Below are 24,679 nucleotides of genomic sequence, written 5' to 3'. Positions count from 1 at the left end.
CTGAAATTAAAAAAGAGCACGAGTGAAATTTTAAAATCACTCGTGCTCTTTTTTTTATTAATTCGACAGGCTGGACAGTGCTTTATCTAAGCGTTTCAAGACTTCTTCTTTACCTAGCAATTCCATCATCTCAAACAATGCAGGACCACCGGCTGCGCCACTAATACACACTCTAAATAATTGCATTACTTGTCCCGGCCCAACACCAACCTTTTCGGCTACTTGTTTAAATAATTGTTCTGTTGCTACTGCAGAAAAGCCTGTTAATGATGCATAGGCTGTTCTCATTTCGCCCACAAATCCTATTGTTTGGGGAGTCGCTCTTTTCTTAACAACTTCGGCATCGTATTGCGCAGGCAACATAAAAAAGTAACTACCAAAATCCCAAAACTCAGAAACAAAATGTGACTTTTCCTTTACCAACCTACATACTTGTTCTACAAAATGTTTGTTGTTGCTCAATTGCTCTGCCTTAGGTTGTTCCTCTGCAGGAATTGTTTTTATCTTTTCTTTTAAAATTGGAAGAAACAATGCTGCTAATTCAGCATCCGATTGCATTCGCAAATATTGCTGATTAAACCATTTGGTTTTATCTGGATCAAACTTCGCACCCGCTTTGTTTACTCGCTCTAATGAAAATGCATCACACAATTCTTGCATAGAAAAAATTTCTTGCGTAGTGCCCGGATTCCATCCAATTAGTGCAAGCATATTCGCAAATGCTTGAGGAAAATAACCAATCTCTCTGTAACCTACATAATGTTCATCGGTTGACTTATCGTGCCAATTAAGCGGAAACATTGGCAATCCGGACTTATCTCTTTTAGAAAGTTTTCCTTTCCCATCAGGCTTCAAAATAAGCGGTAAATGGGCGTATTGAGGCATTACATCTTCTAATCCTAAATAACGATAAATAAGAATATGCGCAGGCGCGGAAGGCAACCATTCCTCCCCACGAATAGCGTGAGAAATTTTCATTTCATAATCATCTACAATGTGCGCCAAATGGTAGGTTGGCATACCATCAGATTTTAATAATACCTTATCATCTACCTGTGCCGAATTAACAACCACCCATCCACGAATGATATCGTGAAAACGAATTTCTTCGCTGCGGGGCACTTTTAAGCGCACTACATAAGGAGTTCCGGCATCTAATAGTTTTTTAGTTTCGTCCTCGGATAATGTCAACGAATTTTTCATGGTTTGCCTGCTTACCGCATTGTATTGCGGAGCAGCTACCTTAGCCGCTTCCAAGCGTTTGCGCATTGCATCTAACTCCTCGGCTGTATCAAATGCATAATAAGCATGACCACTTGCAATTAGCTGATCTGCATATTTTTTATAGACTCCCAATTCTTTTCGCTCCGACTGACGGTAAGGAGCATAAGGCCCTCCAACGCTTACTCCTTCGTCAATTTTAATTCCTGTCCAAGTAAGAGCTGCAACTATATATTCCTCCGCGCCTTCTACATAGCGGGTTTGATCGGTATCTTCGATACGAAGTAGAAAATCGCCTCCGTGTTTTTTTGCAAATAAATAATTAAACAACGCAGTGCGCACACCACCCATGTGTAAACCACCTGTTGGGCTTGGTGCAAAACGAACACGAACTCTTCTGTTTTCCATAGTAATTTAAAATGAAAGTAAATGTATAATTTTAAAGGGATATCCCCTAAACACCCAACACAGATTGCACTAGACCTATATCATCAAACGTTGCCGGCTTTTTGTTTATAACTACTCGGTGTTCCTTTAGCGCATTGGCTGTTGCATCACCCATAGCAATTACTTTTTGATTTTCTTTTATTTTGTGTTTTTCGAAAAAGGCTTCTACATTGGAAGGGCTTGTAAATACAAGGATATCCGCATTTGGGATTTCTTCTTCGTTTCGTTTAATACTTTCGTACACAATCAAATCAATAGCTTGTCCGGGTTTGGTAAATTGTTTTTGTATTGTTTTAAAACTTCCCTTTGCTTGTGGGAATAGTACTTTTCTGCTGCCTACCAACGCAGCAAATTGTTTGCCGGTTAAACGTGTATCTGTTGAATAGCCAATAAATTCAGCACGTTTACCGTATTTTTTTAATTCATCTCCCGTACCTTTGCCTACTACAGCATATCGTACATCCGATGCCAATTGAGGCTTTTGGTCAAAAAAATATTTTACGGCATTTTTGCTAGAGAAAAATATCCATTCAGTAGGTGGTGTAGGACGAAGAGGGATTTTTTTAATATCAATCAATGCTCGCCCCTGCACCGTAAATCCTTTTGCTGACAAGGATTTATAGAACAATCCTTTTTCGTTAACATCTCTTGTAATAAAAACGGAAACCGGTTTTATGGATTTTATTTTATCCATAAAACGATCCGAAAAATTCTCTCGCTTCTTAGATTCGTAATAATAATAAGCCGGTGTTGCGTCCCATGTTTTTGAATGCGCTACTCGTACGCAGTATATAAGCTCTTCGTGTTCATTCTCGAATTTTTCAGCAAAAATTCCTAAAGGAATTTGGCACCCACCGTCAAACAAGGCCAGCAATTCTCGCTCTATACTCACAATATCTTCTACTTCTGGTTCGTTAATTTTATTCCGAACAATAGCAATAAGATCTTTATCATTGCTTCTGGTTTGCAAGGCCAACACACCTTGCGCAGCTGCGGGAATATACTCTTTAGGCGAAAGCTCTTCTACCCACACATCGGTTAAATCAATATTCAATCGCTCTATGCCTGCAGCAGCAAGAAGTATGGCATCGTATTTTTTTTCTCTTAATTTTTGAATGCGTGTTGGAACATTTCCTCTTAAATCCTCAATCTTACAGTCACCCCTAAATGCAAGCAATTGCGACTTTCTTCTAGATGATGAAGTGCCAACAACGGCTTCTTTTTTTAAATTGAATTTTTGTTTTTCATCAACCGCCTCCTTGTTGATTAATAATAAATCAGCGGGATTTTCTCGGTATGAATACCCAACAATAGAAAGCCCTTTAGGCGATGCGGTTGGTAAATCTTTGCATGAATGAACCGCTAAATCAATCTCATTGTTCAATAAGGCATCTTCCAGTTCTTTGGTAAAAAAACCCTTTCCTTCGATTTTATCAAATGATAAGTCTTGAATTTTATCACCTTTGGTTTTAATGATTTTAATTTCTGCGATTACACCGGCCTCTTCTAGCTTCTTCAAAATAAAATTGGCCTGCCACAACGCTAAATCACTACCTCTTGAACCTATGATTATTTTGGGAGCTTTCATTTAATGTATCGGGTGCAGATAAATACTATTTATTGGCCTGTATCTCTTCTAAGATAATCTCTCTAGCCATTTTCATTGGAACGCTGATGTATTTTTTTTCAAAATAATTCAACACCTTATCAAGGGTTTCTTTCGACTTTTCGTCTAGTTGTTCAATATCTTTTGCAAAAACTTCGTTGAGTGCCGTCTCTTTTATTTCCTTTACTTTTTGAGGCACAAAACCCATAGCTCTTTCTACTCTTCTGGCACGATAGCCTTCTTTAAAGGCGGCAATATTATTTTCTATAATCTGTTCGCACGATTTCAATTCACTTACGCGCTCTTGTAGATTCTTTTCTGCAATGTCTTTTAATTCGGCTATAGAAATATAATTTGTTGGGAACGCTTTAACCACAGCGTCTTCTACATTGTGCGGCATTGCCAAATCAACAATTACTTTTTTGCCGGTTTCGTTTGCTACTAAAGTGGTGTATAGCTCGGGAGTAATAATTGCTTGCGTAGCTCCTGTACATACTACCAATACATCAAATCCGGTAGTGTGATTTTTTAAATCGGAAAGGGCAAACGCTTTTCCGCTCAAATCAGTTGCTAAATTCTCTGCGTTGGCAAGGGTTCTATTATAAACTGTAAAATTTTTGAAGCCATGCTTTTTTAAATACTGCGCCATAGCTGTATTTGTAACACCACTGCCAATAATTAATATGCGTGAATCCAATTTGCAGTTCAGTTCGCGCAATTTACGATACGCTAGAGACACCACAGATACCGGGTTTCTAGCAATGTTTGTTTTGGTGTAAACTTCTTTTGCGTTCTCAATTGTTTTTTGAACAACCAACCGAATCGAATCACCTGTCAATCCCATCTTTTTGCATTGTTCGTATGCACTTCGCACTTGCGTAATTATTTCACGCTCTCCCACCACCAACGAATCTAAGGAAGATGCTACCGAAAATAAATGCCTAAGAGCATCCTCGTTTTCTAAGCACAACGCCAACTTGCTCAATTTTGCTTGCGTGTGCGCATCAAGGTTCTCGTAAAAAGTAGAAATGAATTTTTTTACAAACGAAGCTGTTAACTCTTCTTCTGTAGAAAACAAAAATTCGACCCGATTACAGGTTGAAATAAACAATAATTCATCCAATTGAAGAGATACTTTCAATTGCGTAAGTTTTTCTTGCGCTTCGGTATCTTCAATATGCAACTTTCCAAGTTCTTCGCCCGGATAGTTTTTATGCGTAAATGCTATTAGTTTAAGTTTATCCACAAGTAATTAACACCGTAAAAATGCAATGAACCCTAAAAAAGATTGTCATTAAATTGTCATAAAGCCCACAAGCACTAGAAAAACCAACCAAAATCAGTTTTGCCGGGGCCAAAAACAAATAAGTATCATGTATTTAGTATATTTAAGGCTATTTTAGATATTTATGGAAGTTCTAACACAAGCCTTACAATTAATCCTAAGTCTCTCTATACTAGTGGTGTTGCACGAGATGGGGCATTTTATACCTGCACGTTTATTTAAGACACGGGTAGAAAAATTTTATTTATTCTTCGATCCATGGTTTTCACTGTTTAAATTTAAAAAAGGCGATACCGAATATGGTATTGGCTGGCTACCGCTGGGCGGATATGTAAAAATATCAGGAATGATTGACGAGTCGATGGATAAAGAGCAAATGAAGCTACCTCCGCAACCTTGGGAATTTAGAGCAAAACCGGCATGGCAACGTTTGATAATAATGGTAGGTGGGGTTACGGTGAATTTAATTTTAGGTATTCTTATTTACGCAATGGTTGCATTTGTTTGGGGCGAAAAATATCTGCCCAATGCAAATGTAAAATACGGTATTGCTTGCGATTCGTTGGCGCTGCAAGCAGGATTTAGAGATGGCGATAAAATACTATCTGTGGATAACAATCCTGTAACCGATTTTAATAAAATAACGATCGAAATACTTCTGAATAAAGCTAAAACCGTGCAGGTAGAGCGTGAGGGCTTTAAGATGGATGTAGAGATGAAAGAAGAAATTTTTGCTTCTCTTATAAAAGGGAAAAATGGATTTTTAGATGTACGTTTCCCGTGTGTAATTGATTCTGTATTGCCGGAAAGTCAAGCACTGAAAGCTGGATTACTAAAGGGCGACAAGATGGTTTCCATAAATGGAAATAGTGCCAAATATTTTCAAGATGTAGTTAAAAACCTGCGTGCCAATAAAAACAAAGAAGTACAATTAGTTGTAGAGCGCAACACGATATTTGATACGCTTACCGCCAATGTGAACGAAGCGGGAATGTTAGGATTTTCGCCCAAGCCTGCAAGCGACTATATGGAATTTAATGTGCGCAAGTATGGCTTTTTTGAAGCATTTCCTGCTGGATTAAAAAGAGGCATTGAAACCATAGATGGATATGTAAAACAATTTAAAGTATTATTTACCACCAAAGACGCTCACCAATCCTTGGGAGGATTTATTTCTATTGGAAAAGCATACGATACGGTGTGGAATTGGCAACGCTTTTGGACATTTACCGCATTTCTATCTATCGTATTAGCATTTATGAATATTCTACCAATTCCTGCGCTAGATGGCGGACACGTAATGTTCTTGTTGTATGAAGTTATTACGGGACGTAAGCCGCACGAAAAAGTATTGGAATATGCCCAATACGCAGGAATGATACTTCTTTTGGCATTATTGTTGTATGCCAATGGTAACGACATCATTCGACTATTTACTAAATAAATTTTTATACTGATGAGGATTGACGGATATACTAAATTCATTTTAACGGTTATTGCAATCGCATTAAGCATCATTGCACTAAAAAACATAGAGCTAATACCTAGTGTTTCTGCCTCAAAGGAAACCACAACTGGTCGTTGGGTAAATATGAATTCGGCAAATACAATGGATGTGCGCGTGGTAGGCTGGAGCACAAGTGATGAAGTAAAAACAAAAATTACAGACTGGAGCACCAATGATGAAATTTCGGTGCAACTAAAAAACAGCAGCGCAATCCCGGTAAACATCAAAGAAATAAATGGGTATTCTACCGGATCGTCAGGATTGCCGGTGGATATAAAAAGTGTAAACGGCTCAACACTTTTTAGTAAAGCCGTTCCCGTTTCTGAACAAAAGTAGATTTTAATTAAAAACATGCGTGTGAAACACCTACTTCTATCTGCAATTATACTACTAGCAAACAGTAGCTTCTTTTCTCAAAACACTACCATCAATCCATCCAAAACACAGGACGATATGATGAGTATTGAGGCTATTTTAAGAAAAGAAAAACTTCTAATCATTCCGTTCGACCCTAAAATGTACTTGTCGGATGTAGATAAAAAAATTGGAACAACCAATAACATGAATTTTTATCAAGTGCGGAATGCAATGCGGGCGGGAGTTGATGAAGAAATTTATTTTGCACTGAAGAAAAAATTTAATGTGTATTCGCTATTAATGGATTCGCTGAAAAACAAAAAAGATGTTGCGTATGTGCATGAAAACATAGGCTACTCCTATGATTTAGCTCCGGCAGACAACACAACCAAAAAGAACACCAAACCACAAAAATCAGATAACAAGCCCAAAATTGTAAACGGCCAATTGCAGGTTGAGGTTAACCAGCAAAAGAAGTTTATGAATGCTGAAATACAAAACAAAGAAATACTTACTTATCTCGCTAATAAATACAACGCAACTGTTTTTGTTTTTATAAACGAATTAGACATTCGCAGCAATCCCGAAAGTTTTGATATTAATACCGATAGCTATAGTCGAGATGTTACAGTACACTTTTCTGTGTTCGATACCAAAGGGAATTACTTAAATTTTGGAACGGCAAACACCTCTTTTTCATCCAATCTAAACGACCCGGAAAAAATTGCAAAAAATCATTTCTCGGAAATTGGACGTCAACTTTCCAATTCTATAGAAACTTCGCTTATTCCGGATGAGCTAAAAAAGAAGCAGCAAGAAAAGAGTAAGTCTCAAAAAGTTCGATAATACTGCATTTTTAGAATTCTTTTAATGGAAACTTTGAAATCAAAAATAGTTTCCATAGTTTTGTTCCGTAAATGGAGAACGAAACAACACATAAAATTTTAGCCGGAGCAAAAGAATTGTTTTTTCGTCATGGAATCAAAAGTATTACCATGGATGATATTGCCAAGCATTTAGGCATGTCCAAAAAAACCATCTATCAATATTTTAAAGATAAAAACGAGGTTGTGCACATGCTAATGAAACACACGTTAGCAAGTGATCAGCGCGACATAGAGTGTATAAAAAAAGAATCGAACAATGTAATTGAGGAAGTGATGGAGATGATGAAGCATATGACTAAAATGTTTAGCTCCATTAACCCTAATTTATTTTACGATATTCAAAAATACCACCCGCAATCTTGGAAGTTGCTGGATGACTTTAAAAAGAAATGCGTAGAAAAGATGGTTGAGGATTCTATTGAGAAAGGGAAGAAACAAGGTTTGGTTCGGGTTGATGTTGATTCTAAAGTCTTGTCTAGGTTGCGTATTCATGAAATAGAGATGGCTTTTAACATGGATCTATTCCCGCCAGATCAATTTCAAACATTACAAGTACAATTGGCGCTAACCGACCATTTTTTGCATGGAATATACACCATTAAAGGACACAAGCTAATTAATAAATACAAAGAAATAATTGAAGAAGAATAAAAATAAAATACCTACTCTATGAACAAAATATATGTGCGTACACTAGTGCTCTTGCTTATTGTAAGCATCTTTGAAACCAAGGCACAACAAGCTACTCCAACCAAGGAGACTTTTTCGTTCAACTTACAACAAGCAATTGACTATGCGTTAAAAAACAAAACGGATGTTGCCAATGCATTGTTAGATGAGCAAATAGCAAAAAACAAGGTGAAGGAAATTACCGGAATTGGACTTCCTCAAATCAGTGGAAGTTTCGACTCTAAATACTTCATTGAAATTCCTACACAGTTAGTACCAGCAGATTTTTTTGGTGGCCCTCCAGGATCCTTTGCTGCTGTGCAGTTTGGCACAAAATACAATACTGCTGCGGGCGTTACGGCATCGCAACTACTATTTGATGGAACTTATATTGTAGGCTTACAAGCATCCAAAACGTATGTAGAATTATCTCAAAAAGCTATTAAAAGAACACAGATAGAAGCTGCAACAGCAGTGGCTAAGGCGTACTATTCTGTATTGGTAAATGATGAGCGCATGAAATTATTAGATGCTAACGTAGAGCGCATAAAAAAATTGGCAGACGACACAAAAGCCTTAAATGACAATGGGTTTGTAGAGAAAATAGATTTGGATAGAATAACTGTGGCTTATAATAATTTAGTTGTTGAGAAAGAAAAAATCAAACGTTTGCTAGAATTATCAACCCATTTACTAAAGTACCAAATGGGAATGAACCAAAGTGTACAACTTACACTAACCGAAAAAATATCGGATATTAAATTTCAGCCAACCACTACTATTGCTAACGAAAAGTTTAATTACTCTTCTCGCATAGAATACTCGTTGTTCGAGTCACAGCGCAAATCAGCAGAGCTTAAACTAAAAAGCGAAAGATTCGCGCACATGCCAAGTATTTTCTTGTATGGAAATGCAAGTGCCAATAGAATGGGAAATAAATTTGATGTGTTTGATACAAAAATGGGCTGGTATCCAACTATCCTAGTAGGTGGAACTGTTAATGTTCCCATATTTAGTGGGCTACAAAAACATTATAAAATTCAACAAGCTAAAATTGAAGTAGCCAAAGCAAACAATAACTTGCAATTTATGGAGCAGTCTATTGATTTAGAACTAGCAAGCAGCAAGACGAATTTGCAAAATGCAACCGCCACACTAGATATGCAGAAAAAAAATATAGAACTAGCCGAAGAAGTTTATCGTGTTTCTAAATTGAAATACGAACAAGGTGTTGGCTCCAACCTAGAGGTGCTAACTGCTGAAACATCACTAAAAGAATCGCAAACAAATTATTACAATGCACTATTTGACGCTCTTGTAGCTAAAATAGATTTTGATAAAGCTATTGGAGGACTAGTAAAATAAACATAAAATAAAGAGAATTATATGAACTCAAATAAATATACTATGCAAAAGTTATTCGTTGTTGTGCTACTCGCAACAGGTATTATAAGCTGCTCATCTCCCGATAAAAAGGCAGAGTTGGAGGCATTAAAAAAACAAGCTATTGAGCTAAAATCTCAGATAGAAAAACTAGAATCTGAAATTGCTAGCACAGATACCAGTTCGATATCAAACGAAAAAATTAAAACTGTTAGTGTTGAATCTATTAAGCAAGATACTTTTCTAAACTATATTGAAGTGCAAGGGAAAGTTGATGCCGATGAAAATGTATCCCTAAGTCCTGAAATGGGAGGCTCTGTAGAGCGCATCTATGTTAAGGTTGGAGACGAAGTGTCTGTAGGTCAAATTCTAGTAGAGCTTGATAACAAAATGATTGTAAATGGAATTGCTGAATTAAAAAACGGATTGGAGCTTGCAACTATCGTTTATGAAAAACAAAAAAATCTGTGGGACCAAAAAATTGGAACCGAGATACAGTTTTTATCTGCAAAAAATCAAAAAGAAAGTTTAGAAAAAAAATTGGCGACACTAAATGAACAGCTAGAAATGTCCAGAGTTAAATCGCCTATAAATGGAGTTGTAGATGCGGTTGATACAAAAATAGGACAAATAGCTGCTCCCGGGTACCCTATTGTGCGAGTTGTTAATTTTAGCAATTTAAAAGTAGAAGCAGATGTTCCGGAAACCTACGCTAGCAGAGTAAAGAAGGGAAATCCCGTAATGGTTATTTTTCCTGATATGCAAGACACTATTAAGACAAGCGTTACGTTTAGCGCAAAGGTAATTAATGCAGTAAATAGAACTTTTGAGGTACAAGTAAATTTAGACAACAAAAGAGAGTATCATCCAAACATGGTAAGTATTCTTAAAATAGTTGACTACTCTAATAATAACGCCATCGTAGTTCCGGTAAAAGTTATTCAACATGCAAACGAAGGAGATTTTGTTTTTATTGAAGAGGGCAATAAAGCAAAAAAGGTTCTTGTGAAAACAGGGAAAATGTATAATGGGAAAGCTGAAATTTTATCGGGCTTAAAAGCTTCGGACAAGCTGATAACTGGTGGATACCAAGACTTAAATGAAGGCGAGCCGGTAAAAGTAGAGAAAGCGATACTATAAAAATAAGTTGGGAATTGACAGTTAGCAATTTGCAAACTGCTAAGTTTTAACTGCAAACTAAATTGTATGAAAGATATTATAAAAGAGTTTAAGCCGTCTAGCTGGTCGATTGATAACAAAACGGCTATATACGTACTTACAATAATTATTACCCTTGCGGGATTAATGGCGTATAATAATTTACCGAAAGAAAATTTTCCGGAAATTGTTATTCCTAAAATATTTGTAAGTACTATTTATCCCGGTACATCTCCTGCTAATATGGAGAACTTGGTTACTAAACCTATTGAAAAGCAAGTAAAGTCTATTGCAGGTGTAAAGAAAATCACAAGTAATTCTTACCAAGATTATTCGAATGTAATAGTTGAATTTAACACCGATGTTGATATTCCAATTGCGAAACAGAAAGTAAAAGATGCGATAGATAAAGCAAAAGCCGATTTGCCAACCGATTTGCCACAAGAGCCAAATGTGATTGACATTAATCTTTCCGAATTGCCAATTATGTACGTAAACGTTTCGGGCGATTTTGATTTGAATAAACTAAAAAATTATTCCGAACAAATTAAAGACCAAATCGAATCAATGAAAGAAATTACTCGTGTTGATATGATTGGAGCGCTAGATAGAGAGATTCAGATAAATTTGGATATGTACAAAATTCAAGCTGCAAAAATTTCTATTGGCGATGTTGAAAGAGCTATCGGCTACGGCAATCTTACCATTTCAGGAGGTACAGTAAAGATGGATGGAATGCGAAGAACCATTAACATAAAAAAGGAATTTAAAAGTGTTGAAGAAATTCAAAATATAATTATACGTTCTCCGGTTGGATCTCCAATTTACCTAAAAGAAATAGCGGATGTTAAAGATGCATTTGAGGAGCAAGCCAGTTATGCACGATTGGGAGGAAAAAATGTAATTACGCTGAGCGTAGTAAAAAGAGCGGGAGAGAATTTGATAGATGCCTCAGACAAGATTCGTGTATTGATTAAAGAGATGCAATCTGACAAACTACCGAAAGACCTTACCGTTGTTATTACAGGAGATCAATCGGATCAAACACGCATCACACTTCATGATTTAATTAACACAATTATAATAGGATTTATCTTGGTAACTATAATATTGATGTTCTTCATGGGTGCTACCAACGCTATATTTGTTGCACTATCTGTTCCACTTTCCATGTTTTTAGCATTCTTGTTTATGCCATCAATTGGCTTTACCATGAACATGATTGTATTATTTGGATTATTACTTGCCCTTGGAATTGTAGTTGATGATGCTATTGTTGTTATAGAAAATACCCACCGAATTTTTGATAACGGAAAGAAAAACATAAAAGAAGCTGCGAAAATGGCAGCCGGAGAGGTTTTCCTCCCGGTACTCTCCGGAACCCTCACTACGTTAGCTCCATTTGTACCACTTGCATTTTGGGATGGTGTAATTGGAGAGTTCATGTTTTATCTACCTATTACCCTAATTATAACACTTACAGCATCGTTGCTTGTTGCGTACATAATTAATCCGGTATTTGCAGTATCCTTTATGAAACCTCACGATGAAAGCCATACAAAGAATAATGGTTTTACAAGAGGAAATAAAGTGGTGTCTATTATATTTATTGCACTTGCAGTGCTATTCTACTTAAGTGGAAATTTTGGAATGGGTAATTTCTTACTATTCTGCTTAGGGGTTTATTTACTCAATAAATATGTGCTTGTAAAGTGGGTAGCAAGTTTTCAAAATAAAGTTTGGCCTAAGTTTGTAACCGGATACACAAAATTTTTAAATTGGTCATTGAATAGACCATGGAGAATGGTGTTTTATACCATTGGATTATTTTTTCTTTCGTTATTCATTTTTGTAGTTAGCAAACCTAAAGTTGTATTCTTTCCACAGTCGGATCCAAACTTTGTGTATGTGTATTTGAGCTTACCTGTTGGAACAGACCAAGCCTATACGAATGATGTATTAAAGGAAGTAGAGAAACGCGTAAATTCTGTTGTATATCCAAACGGACAACCAAACGCTGTTGTATCTTCTATAATTGCAAATGTTACTATTGGCGTAACCGATCCTCAAGACGAAGATCAAGGACAATATGCAAACAGAGGGAAAATTGCAGTTGCTTTTGTTCCTTTTGGAGAGCGTAAAGGCGTTTCTACGGCACAATACTTAACTAAAATACGTGATGCTGTAAAAGGTATTCCGGGAGCGGAAATTACAGTTGCTCCGGAACAAGCAGGGCCACCGGTTCCCAAGCCAATTAATATTGAAATTACAGGCGATAATTTAGAAGATCTTGTGGAAACTTCTACTGAACTAAAAACATATTTAGACAAGCTACAAATTGATGGTGTTGAAGAATTAAAGTCGGATTTTCAAAATAACAAACCGGAAATTGTATTTGATATAAACCGTGAACGTGCTAATAGAGAAGGTATTTCGATGGGGCAAGTTGGAATGGAAATAAGAAAAGCCGTTTTCGGATTAGACAAAGCTTCTAAATTTAGAGATGATGAAGATGAATATCCTATTCAGGTTAGATACAAAGAAGAGCAGCGCAATAATATTGAGCAAATTAAAAATATGAAAATTACATTCCAAGATTTTGCTATGCAAGGAATGTTGCGCCAAGTGCCACTTTCATCTTTTGCGGATATACGTTACGAAAACACGTATGGTGGAATTAAACGTAAAAATCAAAAACGAATTATTTCTCTTTCATCAAATGTATTGAGTGATTACAACCCTAACGAAGTTGTTGCTGCAATACAGAAAAACATTAGCTCCTTTAAAGCTAAGGAGGGAGTAACTATCCAAATGACCGGAGAACAAGAAGAGCAAAAAGAAACAGCAAGTTTCTTAGGAACAGCTATGCTCGTATCATTGGGCTTAATCCTAATAATTTTGGTAACACAGTTTAATTCCGTAAGCAAACCTATAATTATTCTAGCAGAAATTTTCTTTAGCATAATCGGAGTATTTTTAGGAATAGGAATTACAGGAATGGAAATGTCTATTGTAATGACAGGTGTTGGTATTATCGCGCTTGCAGGAATTGTTGTTAGAAATGGAATTCTGTTGGTAGAGTTTACAGATTTAATGCTAGAACAAGGAATGAGTGTAAGGGATGCATTGGTTGAAGCTGGCAGAACACGTATGACACCAGTTATACTTACAGCATCTGCTACCATACTAGGATTGATTCCTTTGGCTGTTGGTTTAAATATTGATTTTGTTACCATTTTTACAGAGTTTAATCCGCACATTTATTTTGGTGGAGATAACGTTGCTTTCTGGGGTCCTTTATCATGGACAATGATATTTGGATTAAGTTTTGCAACTTTCTTGACCTTAATTTTGGTACCTGTAATGTATTTAATTTCGTATAATCTTAAACAGAAACTAGTATCTAAATTCAACTAATGAAAAACTTAATTCGTATTGGACTAGTAGCCACATTGCTTGTTGTTATTGCTTCGTGTAAAAATAACACTAACTCTACTAAACCCATACGCAAAAGCTTAACACAAGCCGTTTATGCTTCCGGAAAGTTATTTCCAATTAATCATTATAAAGTATATAGTAAACTTCCCGGCTATGTGGCACACATACATGTGAAGGTAGGTGATACCGTAGGTGTTAATCAACCTTTGGTTACTATTAAAAGTGAGATAAGTGATTACAACGTAAATACTGCGAAAAACCTACTTGAACTAGCAAGCAAAAACGTAAGTGAAAATTCACCCATGTTAACTTCTGTTAAACAAGAAGTAGCCTCTGCCAAAACAAAATACGAGCTAGACTCAACCAACTATGCTCGTTACTCCAATCTTTTTAAGGAAAATGCAATTAGCAAACAACAGTTAGATATTGCCAAAACAACATTTGATGTTTCTAAACAGACATATTTAAAGGCTTATAGCACTTTTTTAAGTACAAAAGATAGATTATATACAGAATACGAAAATGCAAAAATTCAATACGAAGCTCAACTGAGTAATAAAGGAGATTATATTATTTCCTCTACTATAAAAGGAAGAGTATATGACATTGCAGTAAAGGAGGGCGATTTAGCAAATTCGCAATTGGTGTTGATGGAGGTTGGCGACAATAAAAATTTTGAAGTTGAGCTTAGTGTAGATGAAACAGACATCGGTCTTGTAAAGAAGAATCAAGAAATTGTGTATTTGATAGATGCCTTTAAAAATGAGACATACAAAGGCGTTGTTGTTGAAGCGTATCCACGAATAAGTCAAGGTAATAAAACATCTAAAGTTATAGGCTCCATCCAATTAAAGAACGATATTGCTGCATTCTCCGGACTATCCGTAGAGGCAAATATTATTATTGAACGAAAAGAAAATGCACTTGTTATTCCCCGCGAATTTATTATTGAAAACAATAAAGTAAAAGTAAGGGGCACTAAGGATTTAATAACAATTACAAAAGGTGCGGAAGACTTGGAATTTGTTGAGATTCTATCTGGTATTGATGAAGATACAGAGTTGGAGAAAAAATGATAAATACAAAATCGCCCACAGTCCGAATTGCTATTACACACTTGCTTTCTAAAAAGCGACAAACATTAGTTGCCATGTTAGGAGTAACATTCGGCATTGCCATGTTTATTTTTCAAGCCGGCTTAATGTCAGGATTTCAAAGCACTTTTATTGACCAAACAATAAATACAACTGCCAATATTAGAATCTATAACGAAGCCAACAAAAATAGACCTTCTATTGTTTCAAGAATAGATACCGCTTCCAACAAATGGATCGTAGTACGAAATCAAAAACCGAAAGAAGAACAACCTAAAATAAAAAATGGATACCAAATTATTTCCATTCTTGAAAAAGACCCTGAAGTTATTGGGGTATCGCCTTTTCTAGGATCTCAAGCAATATTCAAATTGGGTTTAGCACAAGTTTCGGGAAGGGTTGCTGGTGTTGATATTATTAAGGAAAACATGCTGTTTAATGTAGAAAAGTACATGACACAAGGAAATATACTTAAGCTACAAACCATTAATAATGGAATTATTTTAGGTGAAGGATTGGCCGAATTGCTTGGCGCCAAAATAAATGACAACATGTATGTTATTTCTCCCACCGGTGTTACACTAGAAATGAAAGTTGTTGGTGTTAACAAGTCCGGGTTAACAGAGGTAGACAAATCTCGAGCATACATTAATATTAGAAACGCTCAAAAGCTGCTTAATGTGGATGGTTCTTACATTACCGACATTAATATTAAACTAAAGAATATAGACAAGGCACAACATCTCGCTCTGCTTTACGAAGAAAAATTTGGATACAAAGCTACCGACTGGGTTACCGCTAACGCTAACATATTTGGGGTGTTTAAAATACAAAATATGGTTACCTACTTGGTAATTGCCTCCATTTTGGTCGTTTCCGGTTTTGGTATTTTCAATATTTTGACAATGATTATTTATGAAAAAATGCCTGACATAGCTATTTTAAAGGCAATTGGTTATAAAGACAAAGACATTAGAAAAATATTTTTAACCGAGTCGCTGGTAATAGGCTTTATTGGTGGAATACTAGGACTTATACTAGGTGGTTTACTACAAAAAATTATTGGTAGTATCAAAATGGATATAAAAGGGTTTATATCTTCAGACCACCTCACCTTTAATTCTTCTCCTTATTTTTTTATTACCGCATTTGTTTTTGGCATCGTTGTAACTGCTGTGGCTGGGTATTTACCAGCCAGAAAAGCTTCTAAAGTAGATGCAATTGATATAATTAGAGGGAAATAATGGCATTAATTGAGACAAGAAATTTAAGTAAATGGTTTAGAGATCCGGTAGATTTTCAAGCCCTTAATTCTATTAATGTTAGCATTGATCAGTCAGAATTTGTTTCTATTATTGGATCTTCGGGCAGTGGAAAATCTACATTACTTTATGTGCTAAGTACATTAGATACAGACTACGAGGGACAAATCTTTTTTGATGGAGAAGATTTAAGTAAGAAAAATAAAAATGAATTGGCAGAAATTCGCAATCAAAAAATAGGATTCGTTTTTCAGTTTCATTATCTATTACCCGAGTTTACAGTGTTAGAGAATGTTTCATTACCCGCTATAAAATTGGCAAAATATTCCGAAGCAGAAATACAAGAACGCGCCTACCAAAAACTTGACATGCTCGGATTAAGAGATCAAGCCTTAAAAAAAGCAAACAAATTATCCGGAGGACAACAGCAACGTGTAGCTATTGCGCGAGCGCTTATTAACGACCCTCTCATCATTATGGGTGATGAGCCCACCGGAAACTTAGATACAAAAAACAGTGATTTGGTATTCGATATATTTAAAACACTAAAAGAAGAATTCAAACAAACCATTCTAGTTGTTACCCACGACATGGGGTTTGCCAACAAAACAGATAGAATAATTACATTGAGTGATGGAAAAGTGGTGTAACACACACAAAACATCAAACTTCATTTGCCAAATTACAACGGAATATTTCCGTGTTTTTTCTTTGGTAATTTAGCAACCTTATTCTCCAGCATTTTAAATGCTTTGATTAATTTTTCACGAGTATCTTCCGGTTTTATTACTTCATCAACAAACCCTCTTTCAGCTGCACGATAAGGATTTGCAAATGTTTTAATATACTCTTGTTCTTTCTCTTTCAATTTTTCTTCCGGATTCTTTGCTTCACTAATTTCCTTTTTGAAAATAATTTCAGCGGCTCCTTTTGCTCCCATTACCGCGATTTCAGCTGATGGCCAAGCATAGTTCATATCAGCACCAATGTGCTTGGAGTTCATTACATCATACGCACCACCGTATGCTTTGCGGGTAATTACTGTAATACGCGGCACCGTAGCTTCACAGAAAGCATATAGTAATTTAGCTCCGTTTGTAATAATTGCATTCCACTCTTGGTCGGTACCAGGCAAAAAGCCAGGCACATCCTCGAACACAAGCAGTGGAATATTAAAAGAGTCGCAAAAGCGCACAAATCGAGCTGCTTTCGTTGAAGAGTGAATATCCAATACTCCGGCTAAAAAAGCCGGTTGATTTGCAACCACACCAATACTGCGTCCTGCAATACGCGCAAAGCCTACTACAATATTCTCCGCAAAATTTTTGTGTACCTCTAAAAATGTTTCACCATCAACAACTTCGGTAATCACATCTCGTATATCATACGGCTGATTAGAGTTGTCGGGAATAATAGAATTTAATTTTGTTCGTTTTTCATTACCTGCTTTGTATTCAACTACAGGTGCATCTTCCTCACAGTTAGATGGCATGTAACTCAACAATTGCTTTATGTGATTAATACAATCAATTTCGTTGGCACATGCAAAGTGTGTAACACCTGATTTAGTTGAGTGTGCGGACGCTCCACCTAATTGTTCTGATGTAACCTCTTCATGTGTTACTGTTTTTACCACATTGGGACCGGTAACAAACATGTATGAAGTATTCTCAACCATCAATATAAAATCTGTAATTGCCGGGGAATACACCGCACCACCTGCACACGGGCCCATAATAGCGCTAAGCTGAGGAACAACTCCGGAAGCCAAGGTATTTCTATAAAATATATCAGCATATCCACCCAGAGAAACAACACCCTCTTGAATACGCGCTCCCCCACTGTCATTCAAACCTATAACAGGAGCACCATTCTTCATGGCCAAATCCATTATCTTACAAATTTTTTCTGCATGCGTTTCTGAAAGCGATCCTCCAAATACGGTAAAGTCTTGAGAGAACACATACACCAATCGCCCATTGATATTGCCATAGCCGGTTACCACACCATCTCCTAAATATTTTTCTTTATCCAATCCGAAATCTGTGGAGCGGTGTGTAACAAACATCCCGATCTCTTCAAAGGTTCCTTCGTCCAACAAAAAATGAATTCGTTCGCGTGCTGTAAGCTTTCCTTTTTTGTGTTGAGATTCAATACGCTTTTCTCCACCACCCAAATGAGCTTCTTTTATTTTATTTTCTAGTTCGGTTATTTTCGGTTGCATAATTTCAATATATAAGGCTAAAATAGGTAGTAATTCCTTAAAACAAAAAAGCCCCTACAAACTTTGTTTATAGAGGCTTTCAGAATATAAAAAATACTATTTAAGTATCGGCACTATTTCGTAATCCCCTTCCTTTATAGTTATTTCTCCGGATTTAATTTCTTGATAAAGCTCGGTAGCAGTTGTGTAGCTATATCCTTTGTCTTTTAAAATACGATATGTATAAGTACCCGGTTTATATTCAATCTTAACAGCACACTCAAGTAGTTGTGCCGAAGTCATTTTTTTCGAATACTTTTTTACAAACGGACCTACTACATTTCCATCAATTTCTACATAGAGCATGTTATACTTTTTTATGTTTGTACAAAATGCGACTTTCCCCTTTTTATACTCATCAGCACTTTTCAAAAAAGGTGTAGTGTTTTTCAATCCAAATTCATTTAACTGAATAGTACGACATTCCCCCTCCCCTACTTTAACATCTATTTCAAATACCGACTGATAGCCATTATCGGCACCACCACGTTTTACCACAGCTTTTATTTTATATCTACCGGGTTTGCAAGATATATTCATTGCAGATTCTTCATTACAACCAACCAAATAATTATACTTGAATTTGTTTTTAAATGGACCAAAAAGAGCGTCTTGAAATTGAATATAATACTCTCCATATGCTTTGTTAATGGCAGAAAAAACAACTTTTCCGGGAGTTAACGGAGGCTCCGCAAGCACACTTTGATCTCCCAAATAATTTATAAAATACACATCTAACAAAACCTGACTTGCATCTTTTCCTTTCAATTGAACACCTGTGCGGCAATTTACAATTGGTCCTGCAGAAGCAATAGGATTTTCAATCCATTCATCGGCATACATTTTCGTTACTCTATTATTTTGCACATATACTTTTCTGGTATCAATAAACTCGCCACCACCAATAATTGTTACTTCGTGCCAACCATCACGCACCGTTTCTGCATATTTACCTATGCTTGCATAATAGTCTTTCATTTGGGTAATACGCTGTTTCATTTGCTCTGCAGCTTTTGCTTCTTCCTCTTTCTTTTGTTTATCTCTCATATAGTCATTGTATATGCCGGAAACAAAACCCAAGGTTTGGCTAAAGTAATAGGGTGTATAATCATACGTTTCGTAAGAGTAATAACCGTAATATCTATTGTAGTAGTAGTAGCTCTTTGGGTAATAATAATACGCTTGAGCCTTCAATTCAAACAGAAAGCCTACTGCAATTAGGCAAAAAGTAATTAGTATTTTTCTTTTCATTTTGGTGTAATTTTTTCAAAGGTATATGTTAGCAAAGACTGTGCCAAAAAATAATTGATAGTAATCTATTAAATTACTTTTGCATACAATAGTGAATCAAAAAAATTTTCGTTTTTATAGTACGCCCTTTTTAATCGCCCCTCCAACTCAAAGCCACACTTTTCAAGTACACGTTGAGAACCAATATTGTGCGCAAACACTGGAGCTTCCAACCTTACATACTTGTGTTCTTTAAAAGCCAAGCTGCACAACGCATTCACGCTGTTAGACATAATACCTACTCCCCAATATTTTTTTGCTAACCAATAGCCTATTTCGGCCGAGTATATATTTTTTCTTGATACATCGCCTACAAAACTAATAACACCAATTAATTCGCCATCTGCCTTTCGAATAGCCCAATCTCTATTGTGCTTTAGCTTTTCTTTGCGTTGTTGCGTAAAATTTACAAACCACTCTGCACCGCTTAATTGATAAGGGAAAGGGATTGCTAATGTGAAATCAGAAATTTCTTTATCCTTTAAATGCTCCACCAATGCAGGGCAATCAGCCATTGTGAGTGCTGACAATTAAATTGAGTCGTTTATTTTAATGAGTTCCATGTTTCAAAGGTAAAATAATACCGTTTATAGTTTCACAATAACCACTAATACATTGGTACTGGTGTTGCATTGTTAGATGATATAACTTATTAAAAATAATTACTATGAAAAAAGAACTACTCATTTTATCATTTGCTTTTCTAGGAAAAACGTTTGATACAAAGGCGCAAGACAGCGCTTATTTAGATTTAAACAGTATAAAAGCAGCATTCTATTCAGACGGTGGACTCTTTAGTAACGGGCAAGTAAGTCACTTTGAAGCGCCAAAAGGATCCGGCTCATCAACCATGTTTGTTAGCCAATTATGGATAGGTGGTTTGGATGCTGGTGGAAACCTTAGAACGGCTTGTCAAACTTATAAACAAACAGGCTCTGACTTTTGGCCGGGACCACTAGATCCTATCACCGATTCTATTGATGCAGCTACATCTGTCCAATACGATAAAGTGTGGAGAATAAACAAATCAACGATTGATAGCTTTAAACTTGGTTTATTTACAACTATTCCGCAGGAAATTATCGATTGGCCGGGAAAGGGTGGTAGTTCGTTCAGTAGTGATATGACTCCATTTTTTGACTTTAACGGAAATACTATTTACGATCCCGCAAACGGTGATTATCCTATCATTAAAGGAGATCAAGCGGTTTACTTTATTTTTAACGATAAACTACATGCACATACCGAAACAAGCTCTGCTCAAATAGGTTTGGAGATTCATGGAATGGCATACGCCTACAAATGCTACTCCGATACCGCACTAAACAATACGATTTTCTTAAACTATAAAATAATAAATAAATCATCGTTAACCCTACATAACACAAAGGTTGGTTTATGGAGCGATTTAGATATTGGCGGACCATTTGATGATTATATAGGTTGTGATAGCACACTAAATATGTACTATGGATACAATGGAGATAACAATGATGCTTCTTCGGGAGGAATTGTGGGATATGGCACAGCGCTTGGCGCAGAAGGGATTGTATTCTTGAATAAACAAATGAGCGGTTTCACGTACTATAACAACGACAATACGCTAGCTGGGAACCCGACAAACGCAAGTGATTATTACAACTACATGAATGCAAAATGGAGAGACGGTTTACCAATAACCTATGGAGGAAACGGAAGAGGCGGCAATGCACCAACACCTTACATGTTTTCCGGTTTTCCGGAAGTGCCGGCAGGTTGGATAGAAACTGTAACTCCAGGCGATAGAAGAGGATTAGGGAGTGTAGATATAGACACCTTGCTTGCCGGAGGAATTATAGATTTAGATATTGCATTTGTATTCTCTAGAGCAGCCGCAGGGCAAAACAATGGGGCAAGTGTTGGATTACTAAAACAAAGAGCACAGCAGATACAAGCTTTTTATAATAGTGGTTTGCTTCCTACCTGTAACAATCTTGCTTCAGTTGGAAATGTCAATAAACCAAAAATTTCAATTGGTGTATTCCCAAATCCTGCTACCAACAAGCTTTCTGTAAAAATAAATTCAGCAATTGAAAGCATACAAATCATAGATGTTTTGGGGAATACTGTACTTAGTGTACAACACACACAAAGCAATGAAATAGATATTCAAAGCCTTAGTGCCGGTGTTTATTTTGCAAAAGTAAAAAGCACAAATAACCAAGAAAGCATCGTTCGATTTGTAAAGGAGTAGTATAAATAATTTCAATACTGTATTCTCGACTTTGTTTGAATCAGTTAATCAGAAGCTGGTTCGAGCGGAGTCGAGAACTCATTTGTAAACGATCAATGCCACTTAAGATTTACGAATTGATTCTATCAATTGCAAATGTGTGGTGCGAATTAGATTTATCAAAATAGTTGAAAAGGGCCACGGTCCTTTAACAGTAACTAGTTCGCGTACCTCCGTTTTTCCCTTCAACTCAATAAAGCTAAACGACAATAGAATAGACATCAAAAAATTCGGCTTCGCAACAATTTCTACTTTTCTATTCTTTTCCAATTGCGTTATTTCTGCGTTATATGAAAAAGGAATCATTACTCCCTGAAATAACTTCATATTCTCATACATCACATATTTATTTTCTCCTACACATTCCGCCTTACGCATCAAGGGATGATGCTCTGCAAATAATGTTATGTTTGAAATAGTATCAAATACCTCTTCGATGGGTTTGTTTATATGGTGTATTGGGCTGATTTGTTTCATCTATTCCACACTTGTCTTCTCTACCCAATCTCCATGTTGCTTAATCAAATCAATCAACGCATCTACCGCTTGCTCCGAAGCAATATTTCTTTTTACAACTTCTTTGCCTTTATACAATGTTATTTTCCCAATTCCTGTTCCTACGTATCCATAATCTGCATCTGCCATCTCCCCTGGCCCATTTACGATGCATCCCATAATACCAATTTTAACTCCTTTTAAATGGTCGGTTCTGGAGCGTATTTTAGCGGTTGTTTCTTGTAAGTCAAACAACGTGCGGCCGCAAGAAGGACAAGAAATATATTCTGTTTTTGAAATACGTGTACGTGTAGCCTGCAATATCCCGAAGGCAACATCATTTGTCTTCTTGAGTAATTCTTCTTTTGAGGTAAATAAATTACTCCAACCAAAACAAACACCATCGCCAAAACCATCCAATAACAATGCACCCGACTCAATCGAATAATTAATCAAGGTATCGTCCATGTTCGTATAATTACTATCTGAAATAATTACGACAGGATTTTTAATAGTACGTTGCAACAACTCAAAAAACATTTTTCTTACAGCCGGCATGGTATGGCTATTTTGACTGCTCAAACACAATACAACCGTTTTATCTTTACTTAGTGTAGTTAATAAACTATCATAATTCGCATCTTCCTTTGTAAAGCAATCCAACATCACAAAATTCATTACATGCGATTTCTCAGTTGCTTTTAGATATTCATCTGCTTCATATAGGGGAAAGTACTTTGACTTATCTGCTGCTGTTGACCATACAGCAGGTGTTGTAATTACCTTTAATAATCCAGGCAACTGAAAATCTAATAAATGCTTGGAATAAACATAATCAGCAGCCATGTCGGTAATATTCCATTTATCCAGCTCCTCGCTATAGTTATATCCTATGTGCGTCAAATCTGTTGGGGTAATTATCTCGAATCTGCTATAATCAGCTATTACTACTGGTGCGTGCTTACCGCCAATATTGGAAATAGCAATGGTTTCGCGCCTATTATATTCCAAGGGAGAAAATGTCAAATTCGAGATTTCGGTTCTGGGAATTTGATTCGTATTGATCCGATTTGTATATCTGCTAACCAATGCTCTTGCTACAGGAATTTCAAACTCTGGTTCTTCAGTAAGTGATACGCGAACCGTATCTCCCAAGCCATCTTCTAGCAAGGTTCCAATTCCTATCGCAGATTTTATTCTTCCATCTTCTCCATCGCCCGCCTCTGTAACACCCAAATGCAGAGGATAATTTCTATTTGTTTCTATCATTTTAGCCACCAACAAACGATACGCTTGTACCATTACTTGCGGGTTGCTTGCTTTCATAGAAATAACAATGTTTCTATAGTCGTTATCTTCACATATTCTCAAAAACTCAAAAGCCGACTCTACCATGCCCAAAGGAGTATCACCATATCTACTCAAAATTCGATCACTCAACGAACCATGATTTGTACCTATACGCATAGCAGTACCATACTCCTTACAAATTTTAACCAATGGGGTAAAACGCTCGCGAATACGCTCTAATTCAGCTTCATACTCATTGGTAGTATAATCAATGTGTTCAAATTTTTTCTTATCGGCATAGTTTCCCGGATTCACACGCACCTTCTCAATAATACGTGCAGCAAGCTCTGCGGCATTGGGTGTAAAATGAATATCTGCAACTAAGGGTGTTTTATATCCACGCTTGCGCAATTCGTTTTTAATCTCTAATAGATTTTGTGCCTCTTTCAAACTTGGAGCTGTAATACGCACCAATTCACACCCCGCCTCAATCATGCGAATAGATTGTTCTACCGTTTTTATAGTATCCATTGTGTCAGTGGTGGTCATGGATTGCAACCGAATTGGATTGTTTCCACCAATACCAATATCCCCAACCTTAACTTCTCTCGTAACAAAGCGTGAATAGCTTGTTAGACTATTGCAGTATTTAAAATTTGTAGTGTCCATAGTATGATCTATACAATCGCTAAGTTGCAAAAAAGTTCGGTTGTTGCATAAAAAAAGAGCTCGAAAACCATTGATTTTCGAGCTCT

Annotated in this window: 19 protein-coding genes; 11 read left to right on the top strand and 8 right to left on the bottom strand. The window is 36.4% G+C overall.

The genetic code is table 11. The features are described from left to right. Positions 1-57 precede the first annotated feature (57 nt). The 3 genes from J0M08_02760 to hemA are packed head-to-tail and all read right to left on the bottom strand — an operon-like array spanning position 58 to position 4,520. Entirely contained in the window at positions 58-1,629 is a 1,572-nt protein-coding gene (locus tag J0M08_02760; protein ID MBN8701955.1) for a glutamate--tRNA ligase, read from the bottom strand. Positions 1,630-1,675: 46 nt separating this feature from the next. Next, complete coding sequence (hemC, locus tag J0M08_02755; protein ID MBN8701954.1) at positions 1,676-3,256, bottom strand: hydroxymethylbilane synthase; 1,581 nt, start codon at positions 3,254-3,256, stop codon at positions 1,676-1,678. A 25-nt stretch (positions 3,257-3,281) separates the two neighbouring features. Further along, on the bottom strand, positions 3,282-4,520 hold the full coding sequence (gene hemA / locus J0M08_02750) for a glutamyl-tRNA reductase (GenBank protein MBN8701953.1): 1,239 nt from the start codon (positions 4,518-4,520) through the stop codon (positions 3,282-3,284). A 163-nt stretch (positions 4,521-4,683) separates the two neighbouring features. On the opposite strand from hemA, the gene rseP reads away from it, so the two are divergent. The 10 genes from rseP (at position 4,684) to J0M08_02700 (ending at position 16,964) form a co-directional block, all read left to right on the top strand. Next, on the top strand, positions 4,684-6,003 hold the full coding sequence (rseP, locus tag J0M08_02745; GenBank protein MBN8701952.1) for an RIP metalloprotease RseP: 1,320 nt from the start codon (positions 4,684-4,686) through the stop codon (positions 6,001-6,003). 12 nt (positions 6,004-6,015) lie between these two features. Further along, the gene (locus tag J0M08_02740; protein MBN8701951.1) at positions 6,016-6,402 is read left to right on the top strand and encodes a hypothetical protein; all 387 of its coding nucleotides are present in this window, start codon (positions 6,016-6,018) and stop codon (positions 6,400-6,402) included. 15 nt (positions 6,403-6,417) lie between these two features. Continuing rightward, positions 6,418-7,269, top strand: coding sequence for a hypothetical protein (locus tag J0M08_02735; protein MBN8701950.1), 852 nt, complete (start codon positions 6,418-6,420; stop codon positions 7,267-7,269). Positions 7,270-7,340: 71 nt separating this feature from the next. Beyond that, positions 7,341-7,961, top strand: a complete 621-nt coding sequence (locus J0M08_02730; GenBank protein ID MBN8701949.1) for a TetR/AcrR family transcriptional regulator — start codon at positions 7,341-7,343, stop codon at positions 7,959-7,961. 18 nt (positions 7,962-7,979) lie between these two features. Further along, positions 7,980-9,344: a TolC family protein gene (locus J0M08_02725; protein ID MBN8701948.1), complete on the top strand. Its 1,365-nt coding sequence runs from the start codon at positions 7,980-7,982 to the stop codon at positions 9,342-9,344. Positions 9,345-9,386: 42 nt separating this feature from the next. Beyond that, positions 9,387-10,502, top strand: a complete 1,116-nt coding sequence (locus J0M08_02720) for an efflux RND transporter periplasmic adaptor subunit (GenBank protein ID MBN8701947.1) — start codon at positions 9,387-9,389, stop codon at positions 10,500-10,502. A gap of 66 nt (positions 10,503-10,568) precedes the next feature. Next, positions 10,569-13,937, top strand: a complete 3,369-nt coding sequence (locus tag J0M08_02715) for an efflux RND transporter permease subunit (protein MBN8701946.1) — start codon at positions 10,569-10,571, stop codon at positions 13,935-13,937. Next, positions 13,937-15,034 carry an efflux RND transporter periplasmic adaptor subunit gene (locus J0M08_02710; GenBank protein MBN8701945.1) on the top strand — a complete coding sequence of 366 codons (1,098 nt, stop codon included), beginning with the start codon at positions 13,937-13,939 and terminating at the stop codon, positions 15,032-15,034. The genes J0M08_02715 and J0M08_02710 overlap by 1 nt, the downstream gene beginning before the upstream one ends. Next, entirely contained in the window at positions 15,031-16,296 is a 1,266-nt protein-coding gene (locus J0M08_02705) for an ABC transporter permease (protein MBN8701944.1), read from the top strand. Before J0M08_02710 ends, J0M08_02705 begins: the two co-directional genes overlap by 4 nt. Continuing rightward, complete coding sequence (locus J0M08_02700) at positions 16,296-16,964, top strand: ABC transporter ATP-binding protein (protein MBN8701943.1); 669 nt, start codon at positions 16,296-16,298, stop codon at positions 16,962-16,964. Before J0M08_02705 ends, J0M08_02700 begins: the two co-directional genes overlap by 1 nt. Before the next feature lie 32 nt (positions 16,965-16,996). On the opposite strand, the gene J0M08_02695 is transcribed toward J0M08_02700, so the two are convergent. The 3 genes from J0M08_02695 to J0M08_02685 form a co-directional block, all read right to left on the bottom strand. After that, positions 16,997-18,538 carry an acyl-CoA carboxylase subunit beta gene (locus J0M08_02695; GenBank protein ID MBN8701942.1) on the bottom strand — a complete coding sequence of 514 codons (1,542 nt, stop codon included), beginning with the start codon at positions 18,536-18,538 and terminating at the stop codon, positions 16,997-16,999. Between the two features lie 96 nt (positions 18,539-18,634). Further along, positions 18,635-19,828 carry a hypothetical protein gene (locus J0M08_02690; GenBank protein MBN8701941.1) on the bottom strand — a complete coding sequence of 398 codons (1,194 nt, stop codon included), beginning with the start codon at positions 19,826-19,828 and terminating at the stop codon, positions 18,635-18,637. 68 nt (positions 19,829-19,896) lie between these two features. Continuing rightward, positions 19,897-20,397, bottom strand: coding sequence for a GNAT family N-acetyltransferase (locus J0M08_02685; GenBank protein MBN8701940.1), 501 nt, complete (start codon positions 20,395-20,397; stop codon positions 19,897-19,899). Between the two features lie 137 nt (positions 20,398-20,534). Here J0M08_02685 and J0M08_02680 point away from each other — a divergent pair, with 137 nt between their 5' ends. Then, positions 20,535-22,100, top strand: coding sequence for a T9SS type A sorting domain-containing protein (locus J0M08_02680; GenBank protein ID MBN8701939.1), 1,566 nt, complete (start codon positions 20,535-20,537; stop codon positions 22,098-22,100). A 102-nt stretch (positions 22,101-22,202) separates the two neighbouring features. Here the strand turns inward: J0M08_02680 and J0M08_02675 are convergent, their stop codons facing one another. Together J0M08_02675 and ispG are read right to left on the bottom strand one after the other, a co-directional pair. Then, on the bottom strand, positions 22,203-22,616 hold the full coding sequence (locus tag J0M08_02675; protein ID MBN8701938.1) for an SRPBCC family protein: 414 nt from the start codon (positions 22,614-22,616) through the stop codon (positions 22,203-22,205). Next, a complete protein-coding gene (ispG, locus tag J0M08_02670; protein MBN8701937.1) occupies positions 22,617-24,593 on the bottom strand; it encodes a (E)-4-hydroxy-3-methylbut-2-enyl-diphosphate synthase in 1,977 nt (658 codons plus the stop codon). It abuts the gene before it with no gap. Positions 24,594-24,679: the final 86 nt, after the last annotated feature.

The sequence above is a fragment of the Bacteroidota bacterium genome (assembly GCA_017303975.1).
GTDB lineage: Bacteria > Bacteroidota > Bacteroidia > JAFLBG01 > JAFLBG01 > JAFLBG01.
The sequence above is the reverse complement of the archived record's forward strand: the minus strand, read 5'-3'. Positions and strand labels throughout refer to the sequence as shown.